Below are 12129 nucleotides of genomic sequence, written 5' to 3'. Positions count from 1 at the left end.
CTTCGCAATCCGTGAAGGTGGCCGTACAGTTGGTGCTGGCGTAGTAGCTAAAATCATCGCTTAATAACATAAGCAACCGATTTCAAAAAGGTCACTGAGGTGGCCTTTTTTTATGCTTGTAATAACAGATAGCACAAAATATTAGGTAATAAGCAGTGGGCAGCGTCGAATAAAGTTAACTAAAATATTGCATGCAATACTTTAGAAATCTCAACAACGAAAACTTTGTTGCCCGCTGGACATCAGTCTTTAGTGTTAAAAGTGTTGAATAATTGTTGCTTTCTGCACTGCAATTTTACATTAAGACCAACTAGTCTGGTTGAAATCAAAATTGTGCCCTGAAATCCCTAAATTGTATGGTTGATAGCTTTACACTTGCCTCGGCATTTAACATTATAAACGCCACGGAATAATATTAAGTGACAGGATGTTGCGTTTTTACCTTTAATTAAAAACTGACGTTTTTAGTTTTCGCCCACTGACTTAGGCTTGAATGGCAAAATAATGATAAATGCACTCTCAATTAGACAGAAAATTCTGCTTACACTTATTCTTTTTGTAATGCTCACTGCTACCCTCGTAGGCACTGTTAGCATGCTTACCGCCAAATCAAGCATTGAAAATCGGGTATTAAGCTCAGAATTGCCGAATACTGTAGAAAAAATAGCTGAAAGTATAGATAGTGATATCGTGTTAATGCAGGTTTTGGCACGACAGATTGCGACTGATGAACATATTCATCAATGGGTTAACAGCGGGCAAGACAAAGTAGGTGAAGCTACCTTAGTACGAAAATTAAAGTCTGCCGCAAGCCTAAACCAATTAAGTGCCGTGTCATTTGCCAATAAAAATACCGCCGATTATTGGAATCAGGATGGTTTTTTACGCCGTCTACAAAGAGATGCAGCAGATAATTGGTTCTATGACTACACAGCTAGTGGTCAAGAATATATGGTCAGTGTCTATCGTGATCCTAATACGGGCAAAACCGATTTATTTGTCAATTATCAGCAACCAAAGGGCCAAGGGCTATCAGGTACTGCGAAGTCCTTCAAATCAGTTGTGGATATGCTGGCAAGTTTTCAACTTGAACAAAGTGGTTTTGTATATCTGGTGGATGGCAAAGGTTTAATACAACTACATAAAGATAATGCAATGTTAGGCAAAGTAAACCTGAGCCAACTGTATGATCCAGAAACCAATTCAACGCTATTAAACAAACAAAAATTCAATTTGTCAGTCATAGAAAACGATGGCGAAAAGGTGTTATTAGCCTCAAGTTTTATTCCCAGCATGGGCTGGTTTGTTATCGCTCAAGTGCCCTATGAAGAAATGTTCAGTGGTTTAAATAGTGCCACTTGGCAAATACTATTGTGGTCAGGGCTGATCGCCGCGTTAGCGTCTATTGCAGCCTGGTTTATCGCGGGCACGGTTACACGGCCAATCAGTCAGTTGGCTGAGGTATTTAGTAAATTAGGCCAAGGTAACGCTGATTTGTCTTATCGTTTGCCGCAAGATGGCCAAAAAGAAATTGCTGTGGTTGCGGTTGGCTATAATAATTTCATTCAAAAACTTGAAGACTTATTTAATCAAATTGCCCACAGCGGTGAAGCTTTGCGTGGGGTGGCTACTTTGCTTAAACGAGATGCCGATCAGACTACAGCCAGTGTCAAAAGTAGTGCTGATTCTACCCAAGTCATTTCTAATTCCTTAGAACAAGTCAGTGCTAGCGTGATACTAACAGCTAAAAATGCCAGTGATGCAGCGAAAGTGGCCGATCAAATCAGTACTGATGGCAAAGTAATAACTGAGGTTATTCGAAGTACCCAAGTTGATATAAAACAACTAGCAGACAAAATTAATGATGTTGCTAAGGTGATAACATCATTAACCAATAATACCGAAACGATTGCAAAAGTATTAGAAACAATTCAGGCGATTTCAGATCAAACTAACCTCCTAGCTTTAAACGCCGCGATAGAGGCAGCTCGTGCTGGAGAGCAGGGTCGGGGTTTTGCTGTGGTAGCTGAAGAAGTGCGTAATTTAGCGCGCAGAACGGCAGACTCTACCCATGAGGTGCAAGATATTATGGAAGAGTTAAAACGCACTTCAGGTTCGGCCACTAGCGAAATAACCTTAATTATTCAACAGTCAAAAACAACCTCAAATTCGATTAGCCAAGCAGAAAAAATTCTGATGGAAAACCAACAACATTTTGCACAAATATCCCAAACGAATAAGACGGTAGCCGCAGCTACTAATGAACAGTCAGTCAATATTGAAGCTATTAATATGAAAATGACCGACATTAGGCAGAGTGCGCAGCAAAATGTGCAGAATGTCCAAAAGATAGCGGATGAGACTCTCAGTCTTAATCAGTTGGCAGAGAAATTGGACAACCTTATTAGTCTATATCAGCATAACTAACATAATAAGCAGTAAAAAAAGGCGGGATATAATGACAGAAGGTAAACGGTATAGTTTTACTATGCGTGGCGAAAATATGACGCGCATCGAAACCTTTGTTGCAGCGTCTTTTGCCTTTGCCATTACAATGATGGTGATCTCTTTGGGCACTATTCCCGCCTCCATCACCGAGTTTGTGGAAGCGACCAAACAAATCCCTGCCTTTGTTGCAAGTTGTGCACTTATAATCTGGATATGGCATACCCATGCGAAGTGGAGCCGTCGTTATGGGCTTGAAGACGGCTTAAGTATATTTCTAAGTTCTAGTTTGATCTTGTTGGTCTTGATTTATATTTACCCTCTCAGATTAATGATGCAAGGACTGTTTCAAACTATTAGTAATGGTTATTTTCCTATGCAATTGACGTTTACGTCTGAATGGGAATTTCGCTTTATGTTTACGTTTTATGCTTTAGGTTTCTTGCTGCTGTGCCTTAATTTTGTGGCATTGTACTTTTATGCTCTGAGCCAAAAGAAAATATTAATGCTAACTGCACATGAAGAATTTGATACAAAGAGTGAAATTTATCTGTGGCTGGTCGCTGCCTGTGTTTGTTTGATTTCATTAAGTATTTCATTAACTGCACAAGGCAATTTCATTAGCTACTCAGGCTATATATTTTTTGCACTTTTTCCACTATTAACCGGTTTAGGCTTTTATCGCGGTAGTTTGAGAAGAATATTAATTAAGACAATTGTCGAAAATGAACCACAAGCGTAATTGTCTCACTGCTTTTATTGTCACTGTTGTTTTTGTCACTAAATATTGGCCAAACTTTAATTAAATTGGTCTTTTTTATATTCTGTTTTATCTGGCTTGTAGTAAGTAATTGAAATATATAAGTTAATTTAATGGCTTAACAATTGCTTAACTAAGCGAGTAAAATAACTAAGGAACAAATATGTATACAGATGATGATTTGACCCATGCTGTAGAGCAGGGGATCTTTACTGATAACTCAATACAACAATTTCGCCACTATATGGCACAGTCTAAAAATACCAATTTAGTTGACGAAGAAAACTTCCGCTTGATTTCAGGATTTAATGACATTTTTGTAATGATTGCCAGTGGCTTGCTGTTAGTGTCAGTTGCTTGGTTAGGCACAACTATTGAACCTTGGTTAGGTGCTGTGGCTTGCTCAGCAGTATCTTGGGGCTTGGCTGAGTTTTTTGTTCGTCAGCGCCGCATGGCCTTACCCGCTATTGGTCTGTTGTTAACATTTTTAGGGGGTATATTTGCCCTGCCTATTTTGTTTAACGATTTTGCGCAACAAAATGTATCTGAGTCGAGTATCGTGATTTCAGGCATACTCACTGCACTCGCCGCCCGCTTGCATTGGTTGCGATTCAAAGTACCTATTACTGTTGCTGTTGGCACCGGCGCGTCGGTGGCAGGTGTAGTGGCGATTATTGTGTCTGTTTTACCCGCCGCAGTTAATATTTTGCTCCCTCTGGTTTTTATCGGTGGATTAGTGACTTTTTTCATAGCGATGATTTGGGATAGTGGTGATCGTAAACGTCAAACACGTCGTTCTGATGTCGCATTTTGGTTGCATTTGGTCGCAGCGCCAATGATTGTTCATCCTATTTTCACTGCACTAGGCATATTAGGCGCAGTGGAAAGTGTTGTCAGTTCACTTATTGTTATTGGCCTATATCTTATTTTGGCTTTTATCTCTATTGCGGTAGATCGACGAGCAATTATGGTGTCTGCATTAATATATGTGGTGTATGCATTTTCGAGCTTGTTAGATAATTACGGCATGGTTAGTTATAGTTTTGCTATTACAGGCTTATGTATAGGTGCGACCTTGCTTATTTTGTCGGCCTTTTGGCAGAATAGCCGTAAAAATGTATTGAAACTGATACCTGAAATGTTGTTATTACGTTTACCTGAATTAAAAGCATAGTAGGCGAATGTTCAAAAAAAGTCAGGGCGTTTAGCCCTGGCTATCCAGTGTTAAGTACTGTAACCACAAAAATGTAAAACTTAGCTGTTAGATTTATTGGATAGGCGCTATCCGATAGTCATTCGTTAAATAAGCTTTATTTGATAAGCCACACCGCTAGAAAACAAAATATTAGGGTGGTTTTTCGATAAAAGGAGCAAAAAGTATGGTTAAAGAGGGTACTTACTTGATAAGCTGCTCATAAATCAATCATCTAAGTTTGTTCATGATAAGAGTTTTCTTTAGCTTTATAATTCTATTGTTGTGCATGGGGCAAGCCAGTAGCAAAGTTCTCTCTGTTGGATGGGAGTTGTGGTATCCCTATCAATATCACAATAAAGAGCGTCAATTAGTTGGTTTAGATATCGAATCTTTTAAGGCAATTATGGCGGAAGCTAAATTGCCTTACACTACTGCTGAAATCCCATGGAAAACCCATTTACATTATTTAAAAACGGGCAAGATGGATATGGCAATGGGAGCTTCTTGGTCTAGTGAACGAGAAAACTATGCTTATTTTACCCAGCCTTATCGCCACGAAACGGTCAAGTTATTTGTCAAAAAAGGCTTGTCAGCCAATATCAAACTAAACACCCTGTCAGACTTGATTGGTAGTAAATATATACTGGGAGTCGAGAGCGGTTATTACTATGGCGACACTTATCAGGAGCTCATTAAAAAGCCGAGTTTTCGAGCCAACATTAGTGAAGTTATCGACCTAGAACAAAACGTGACGTTAGTATTGGATGGGCATCTGGATGGCTTTTTAGTTGATCCAAATACGATGCAATCTTTTGTTGAAAAATATCACATGCAAGATGAGTTTGAACAACACCCGCTAGAGATTTATAGCGCCGACATTTTTATTATGTTGAGTAAACAGACTTTAGACAAAGATGTGTTAAGCCTTATTGATACAGCAATTACAACGTTGAAAGATAATGGTGAATTAGCAAGAATTAATCAGCGGTGGAAGGCCTCACACAATTCTGACTAATTTTTGCTTGTGTTTGTGTTGAGACTGCCCTTTACGAATCCACGTTTTCCAATAGGATTAGTAGAGCAAGGAGATCGCCAGGGGGAGGGCGTCAGTGGCCAGTTTGAGCGATCTATAGTCATACGATTAGGGTCTGCTGACCGTCTCAAAAATGCCCGAAGCAGATATTAAGGTCTAACCAAATTGCCGATTTACTATTAATGTTCGACAACAGACAAGGTTCAAGAGTTACTAAAGCTAAAGTCGCTTTACTCTCTGCGTAATAGTGCTTTGAACTGTAAAATAAAACTTTTGTTGTTTATGTTTGATTAAGCTTTTTCAATTGCTCTTTTGCGTGTTTATTATCCGGCTTTAACTCAAGTACTTTTTTATAATGCTCTAATGCTTCAGGTGTATGACCTAACAACCAATAAATTTCCGCCAAACTATTGTATGTATTAGCGCTTAAGGGGAAAAGATATGTATTCAATTTAAAAATCTCTAGCGCTTGTTCCTTCTTATTTTGCTCAATCAATTTATAACCCCAGCTATTTAACTCATCCTCTTCAAACTTTAGTTGATGTGTTTTCTGCAACGCTTTCACAATCTGAACAGCCTTATCATATCCTCTAGATTCTAATGACTGCCATAGGGTTTTTATAGCGGGAGGCAAGCCAAAACCATTTTCTTCTTTCATTTCTGGAATGTAAAAACCGGCAATTTCATCGATAAAGTGTGATGGAAGACCTCCCATCAGGTTGGTGAGGACCACGATTGAAAGATCATCTTTTGGGTAAACAAAAAATGCAGCCCGATTTCCTCCTGCAGGCGCAACAGCCGAGTGTTCACTCCTTCCAACAACAGGCCATCCTAATGCATAACCGTTTAATAAATTATTAAAACCTTTTGTTTTACCGTTAGTGAGTACCGCCGGTGTCCATAGAGTTTCGATGCTTGCAGGTTTATTTAATAGCTTTCCGCTTTGTAAGGCCATTATCCAAGTTGCAATCTCTTTAGCGGTAGAACTCATGCCCGCCGTGGCACGAAGAAACGCAGGAAAGTCTGCCGCCTTTATATTCGCTATTTCGCCTGAACCATAATAAAAAGTATAACGACGGGCCGAGTGCGCTATAACGTCTTGAAGGTTTGAAAAACCAGCTTCTTCGGTTCTATTCATGCCTACTTTTCGTAATTGATTTTGCGTTATATAGTCAATAAAGTTTTGACCGCTAACACTGTCGATAATTTTACCTATCAACAAGTAATTCGTTTGGTTATAACGAAACTGAGTATTAGCTTCAAAATCTAGCGGTCGTTGTTTAACCAACTCCCATGATGCTTCTCCACCGTCATTAGAAATGAACTTACCAGTGTTACTATCCATTATATCGGGTAGCCCTGAAGTATGGGTCAATAACTGTTTTACTGTGATGTTATGCCACTCAACAGGCAAATCTGGTAAATACTTGGAGATGTTGGCAGATAGTTCAAGCTTACCTTGTTCAACCAACTGCATAACCGCGACACCGGTAAATGCCTTAGTAATTGAGTTAATCGAAAATACCGTGTGATCATCTACGGCAACGGCGTCCTGAATGTTAGCGAGTCCATAGCTGGACGTTTTTACTATTTTGCCATGTCTAACAACAGCTAGTTGTAAGCCTGGAATTTTTCTTTTAACCATTTCAGCATGTATGAAATCGTCTATCTCGTCAGCCTTTACCCAACTACTTGTTAGTCCCATTAATAATAATATTGAAAATAGACTAGTAACCAAAAATGTTGCTGCATTATAACCAATTGATCGGCTCATTTTTTATCCTTTATATATTTAACATGAATCCCAATAGTAAATATTTCTCTCGTAACTGCGTAATAGAGAGAGTCGTTATCGGGCTATTGCTCAGCCATTCGTAAAATCGAAAAGGCATTAACATTGGAGGGTTATAATGGCAAAGTGCTAATGAGAATTCGACCGACTAAAAAAGTCGGACGTCTTATTTATATTGGTGTACAGCGATTGATGAAAATTTATTTATTCATCATAGTAAGTTATGAATGTAATTTTCGATATTGAGAAGGTGTCATCAATAGGTGCTTTTTAAAAGCGGTATTGAACGATGATTTTGAATTGAATCCAACTTCGTACAAGATCTCTAATACCGTTTTTTGCTGTTGCTCATTTGCTATTAGCATTTCGGCGGCTGAATTGATTCGATAAGAGTTCACGAAATCAAAAAAGTGTTGTCCTATTATTCTGTTGATAGCGAGTGAAAGTTCACTGCCAGGTAGGTTAAGTTGTTTTGCCAAATTCTCTACGCTCAAAGAGGGATCTAAGAAAGGTTTACTCTGCTGCATGTAATCTCTTAATAGCGGAACAATCGCATCGTATTTTTCAGTTTCAACAGTGCTAACTTTAGAAACGCTTGAATGTTTTTGGCTCGCAGCAAGTTCATCAATCAATTCTGTGGTTGAACTTACTCTGGTAAATAGTTCTGGCCTATGCAGCGCTTGCCACAATATCCAACAAATACTCAATAACATCGAAATAATCATGATTAGTTGCACTAACCTTTCATAATCATAATCATGGTAAATTGAGAACCTAAAAAACATTCTTCCTAAACCTATGATATAGATCAGAGTAAACAGAAATATCAGTTGGGTTAACCAACGTTTGTTTAATCTATCTGCATCAGAGTAATTTTCAACAACAACTTTTCTATATCTTATCAAGTGTTTATAAATGGCTAAAAGGTACAAGCCAAGTTGTACAAACGTCATGAAATGAATAAAGGTTAATTCAGGGACATCAGTGAAGTTGTCATACCAAAGCTGTTTTGAGGCATTATCTACACTGAAAAAGTTGGGTATCATCACGAGACAGGCAATGACGTAAGAGATAGCGTGAAGCAAGTGTTTAATTTTTAATTTAAAGTCATTATAAATAGCCGCTTTAACATAAAGATATAAAGTGGGACCGATAAATAGTGAAATATTATATCTGAGCATATCTAGATCGGGATATGTTTGGTAAAAGTCGCTAAATATGATGTTACTCAGATCAATGACTACAACCAGTAAATAAGCTGCAAATAACCTATGACTTAAGCGGTTGCCAGTGCGAAGACTACAAAGAAAGGTGGCCACCAATAAATGAGAAAAAAATACCACTAAGACAATGTTTTCAAACATTAATACAATACTTTCAACCACTAAATGCTTTCCTGTTTTAAATGCTATCGGTGATTCGGCTAAAAGAATTATCAACAGTTACGATGCCATGGGTTATAACAACGTTGAGGTTATTATACTTTTGTTAAGTTCGTCTATTATTTCATAACTGAGTAAAGTTAGCGGCAACAACTAACTTTACTCAAGCGTCACTATACAGTTCAATGTAGTGGTCAACAAATTCGGGACAGTAAATTGACAGACGTTCTGTTTTTGCCGGTTGCGCACTACTATGCGGGGTGAGATACGCAGATTTATCCAATCTTCAACGATTAGGTGCGCCATGCTATGTGAAAAGTGCGTTTATGGGTTACAAAATTTGTTCATACAACTACGCACTAGCTAATAGAATGATGTCCAATGACGCTTCAAACTATTGTCAACATAATGAAGACAATCTTTCTGCAAAACCTCTATTTATCTGCGATACCTCTTCATTAATACTTCAACTCTAGAATCAATTGAGAGAAAGATTAAGGTGTATCATTTACTAACAAAGTTAAAAGCAATATTCAGTTTAAACGCAAAGGCTGTCTCCACTTTGGCTGCATCTGGACAGAACACTATTAGTTTTAAGTCATCTGACTGCGCGATGCTCAGCGAATTTGATTCAGGCTGGCAGACACCTTACGCAATTTACGATATGAGCGTTTACACCGCGCTCTGTTCCTAGCAGAGAATGCATTATTAATGGATAGTACGGCTGTTCATCAGTCAAGTTTGTCACAAAGTCTTATTATTTGCCAAAGACTCAACATAGCGTTAATTCGCTAAAAGCGATCAAACGGAGAAACATGGTGGAAAATGAACAACACAATAGCCCATCCCCCTTTCACAGTGGTGAACAGACGCTGCAATTAAGAGCCGGGAAGCGTGATGCGATGGAAAAGTTTGGTCGCCGAGTTATACGCAATTACTTACCACAGCAGCATCGAGAATTTTATGCTCAGTTGCCTTTTATTGTCGCCGGTTGTGTTGATGAACAAGGAAATACCTGGGCCTCACTGCTAGCTGGCAAACCCGGATTTATTCAATCGCCAGAAGCAACACTGCTGTCTTTGCAGCATTCACCGATCAAGGGGGATCCGATCAATCAGGCCTTAGCCACTGATGGCGCGCCGATTGGCTTGTTGGGAATAGAATTCAGCAGCCGCCGCAGGAATAGGGTCAACGCTCGTGTGCAAAATCCTGTTAGCGGTCAGCCTGCTCAATTGGCCGTCGACCAGGCATTTGGTAACTGTCCACAATATATTCAAACCCGAGCGCTTCACTTTCATCGCGAACCAAGTATGCAAGAGACTGGAGAAGCGCCGATCCAATTGACCGAGCTAGACGATGATGCCAATCGGTTAATTGATATGGCCGATACTTTTTTTGTTTCTAGCTTTATCTCAGCAACAAACAATCCGCAAGTTGAGGGAGTTGATGTCTCTCACCGAGGAGGTATGCCCGGGTTTGTCAAAAGACAAAACAATACTTTGACGATCCCAGACTACATGGGCAATTTCCATTTTAATACACTGGGCAATTTCTTACTTAACCCGAAAGCGGGGTTGGTGTTTACAGATTTTAAAAGCGGTGACGTATTAATGCTCACTGGCAGTGTTGAAATCCTTTGGGAAGATGATCCTGAGGTTCGAGCATTTAAAGGCGCTGAAAGAGCCTGGCGATTTACTATGAAAAAGGCACTTTGGCTTAAAAAAGCCCTGCCTTTTACCGCTAGCCTTGAAAAGTATTCACCCAACTCAGTTATTACCGGTTCGTGGTCTGAAGCGCAGCAGTTGATTGAAGCACAAAAGCATCGACAGCAGTGGCAAGCTATGCGGGTAACCAAGGTGGTTCAAGAAAGCTCAGTGATAAAGTCATTTTACCTACAACACGGCGCAGGCCAAGCACTATTATCATTTGAAGCAGGGCAACATTTAACGATTAAAGTCACGCCGGTTGGAAGCAACAAGCCGGTAATTCGGACTTACACGGTGTCCTCTGCCCCTCACGATGAATACTATCGGTTATCGGTAAAACGTGAAGACGAGGGGAACATCTCTAAGTATCTGCACGAAACGCTAAAAGTGGGTGACCTGATTGAGGCAAAATCCCCCAAAGGAGATTTTTTCATTGACGCGTCAATAAAGCGCCCTACTGTATTACTCGCTGGTGGAATTGGCATCACGCCAATGAAGTCTATGGGTGAGCATATTGCCAGAGAGGGTTTGCGCACACGTTATACACGACCCACCTATATCTTTCATTCGTCACGAACCAGTGAAGAAAGAGCGCTTTATCTGGAGCTTAAATCATTAGCGTCTGGCTCTGAAGGTAAGATCAAATTTTATTCATTTCTGTCGCGACCGACGAATGAAGATAAACCTGGTCAAGACTACAACGGCTCAGGACGTTTAAGTGCGGATGTGTTAAGGCAAACGCTGCCCTTAGACGATTATGATTTCTATTTGTGCGGCCCCTCGGGGTTTATGCAGTTTATGTACGATGAGCTTATGACGCTAGGGATCCGCGACGAACGGATCTTCGCTGAGGCCTTTGGTCCTTCAACGATACGCCGGCAGTTTGTCCCAAATAACGTTGCTACTCAAGCTGCCAAAGAAGAGGGCGATGATGTCATCGTTAAATTCAACGTATCTGGCTTCGAGCAGCGTTGGAGCAAAGGTGATGATGTGTTGTTGAAGGTTGCCGAAGCACATGGTCTGGAACCTGAATTTAGTTGTCGAAACGGGGCTTGTGGGTCATGCGCGGTGAAAGTGAATTCAGGCGAGGTTGCCTATCGAACTCAACCCACTGCATCGGTCAATTCCGGAGAGGCACTCATTTGTTGCGCGGTTCCCGCTAAAGGCACAAAGACACTCGAGCTGGCCCTTTAACGTTTTACTTTAATTAACTTGGAGATTTTTATGCAAACACGTCCGCCCATCCCACCTTTTGATTTTGTTAGTGCATCCCAAAAGGTTCGGTTAGCCGAAGACGGTTGGAATAGTCGCAACGCTAGTGCTGTGTCTAACGCCTATAGTGTCAATACCCAGTGGCGAAATCGTGCTACTTTTGTTGAAGGTCGAGAGCAAGCAGAACGTTTTTTATCTGAAAAATGGAAAAAAGAGATTGATTATAGACTGATTAAAGAGCTGTGGGCTTACTCGGATAACCGCATTGCGGTGCGATACGCATACGAATGGCACGATGACAGTGGCAATTGGTTTCGTTCATATGGAAATGAAAACTGGGAATTCGACGAAAATGGTTTGATGACCAACCGCTATGCTTCAATCAACGACCTGCCCATCCAAGAAAAAGACCGCAAATTTCATTGGCCATTGGGCAGAAGACCTGACGATCACCCTAGTCTTTCAGAGTTGGGACTGTAGTGTTTTGCTTGGGCGAGATCAATGCTTCAGTGCTCGCGAGATAAATAAAACCTTTGGCAAAAATCCATTTTCTGGGTAAATAATTAACATGCAAACCTTTTATTATTAGTGACTGCTCTATCGT

General features: G+C 40.2%; 8 protein-coding genes. 6 read left to right on the top strand and 2 right to left on the bottom strand.

Translation table 11 applies throughout. The features are described 5' to 3' along the window. Positions 1-594: 594 nt before the first annotated feature. The 4 genes from ABKW31_RS09175 to ABKW31_RS09160 all read left to right on the top strand — a co-directional run bounded on the left by ABKW31_RS09175 (position 595) and on the right by ABKW31_RS09160 (position 5415). Positions 595-2427 carry a methyl-accepting chemotaxis protein gene (locus ABKW31_RS09175; protein WP_348616023.1) on the top strand — a complete coding sequence of 611 codons (1833 nt, stop codon included), beginning with the start codon at positions 595-597 and terminating at the stop codon, positions 2425-2427. Positions 2428-2458: 31 nt separating this feature from the next. After that, positions 2459-3187 carry a TMEM175 family protein gene (locus tag ABKW31_RS09170; RefSeq protein ID WP_348616022.1) on the top strand — a complete coding sequence of 243 codons (729 nt, stop codon included), beginning with the start codon at positions 2459-2461 and terminating at the stop codon, positions 3185-3187. Between the two features lie 181 nt (positions 3188-3368). Beyond that, complete coding sequence (locus tag ABKW31_RS09165) at positions 3369-4379, top strand: hypothetical protein (RefSeq protein ID WP_348616021.1); 1011 nt, start codon at positions 3369-3371, stop codon at positions 4377-4379. A 265-nt stretch (positions 4380-4644) separates the two neighbouring features. Then, a complete protein-coding gene (locus ABKW31_RS09160) occupies positions 4645-5415 on the top strand; it encodes a transporter substrate-binding domain-containing protein (protein ID WP_348616020.1) in 771 nt (256 codons plus the stop codon). 298 nt (positions 5416-5713) lie between these two features. Here the strand turns inward: ABKW31_RS09160 and ABKW31_RS09155 are convergent, their stop codons facing one another. After that, the gene (locus tag ABKW31_RS09155) at positions 5714-7207 is read right to left on the bottom strand and encodes a serine hydrolase (protein ID WP_348616019.1); all 1494 of its coding nucleotides are present in this window, start codon (positions 7205-7207) and stop codon (positions 5714-5716) included. A 239-nt stretch (positions 7208-7446) separates the two neighbouring features. Next, complete coding sequence (locus ABKW31_RS09150; protein WP_348616018.1) at positions 7447-8610, bottom strand: helix-turn-helix domain-containing protein; 1164 nt, start codon at positions 8608-8610, stop codon at positions 7447-7449. A gap of 812 nt (positions 8611-9422) precedes the next feature. Between ABKW31_RS09150 and ABKW31_RS09145 the strand changes: the two genes are divergently transcribed. Further along, a complete protein-coding gene (locus ABKW31_RS09145; RefSeq protein ID WP_348616017.1) occupies positions 9423-11507 on the top strand; it encodes an FAD-binding oxidoreductase in 2085 nt (694 codons plus the stop codon). A gap of 30 nt (positions 11508-11537) precedes the next feature. Beyond that, a complete protein-coding gene (locus ABKW31_RS09140) occupies positions 11538-12005 on the top strand; it encodes a nuclear transport factor 2 family protein (protein WP_348616016.1) in 468 nt (155 codons plus the stop codon). The last annotated feature ends 124 nt before the right edge of the window (positions 12006-12129 follow it).

The sequence above is a fragment of the Paraglaciecola sp. 25GB23A genome, from assembly GCF_040012495.1.
In the GTDB taxonomy this organism is placed as follows: domain Bacteria; phylum Pseudomonadota; class Gammaproteobacteria; order Enterobacterales; family Alteromonadaceae; genus Paraglaciecola.
This window is presented reverse-complemented; position numbering and strand designations above follow the sequence as displayed.

Excerpts from the sequence above, each read along its gene's own strand:
- ABKW31_RS09160 (WP_348616020.1), top strand. The coding sequence starts at position 4,645 with ATGATAAGAGTTTTCTTTAGCTTTATAATTCTATTGTTGTGCATGGGG.
- ABKW31_RS09155 (WP_348616019.1), bottom strand. The coding sequence starts at position 7,207 with ATGAGCCGATCAATTGGTTATAATGCAGCAACATTTTTGGTTACTAGT.
- ABKW31_RS09170 (WP_348616022.1), top strand. The coding sequence starts at position 2,459 with ATGACAGAAGGTAAACGGTATAGTTTTACTATGCGTGGCGAAAATATG.
- ABKW31_RS09175 (WP_348616023.1), top strand. The coding sequence starts at position 595 with ATGCTTACCGCCAAATCAAGCATTGAAAATCGGGTATTAAGCTCAGAA.
- ABKW31_RS09140 (WP_348616016.1), top strand. The coding sequence starts at position 11,538 with ATGCAAACACGTCCGCCCATCCCACCTTTTGATTTTGTTAGTGCATCC.
- ABKW31_RS09165 (WP_348616021.1), top strand. The coding sequence starts at position 3,369 with ATGTATACAGATGATGATTTGACCCATGCTGTAGAGCAGGGGATCTTT.
- ABKW31_RS09145 (WP_348616017.1), top strand. The coding sequence starts at position 9,423 with ATGGTGGAAAATGAACAACACAATAGCCCATCCCCCTTTCACAGTGGT.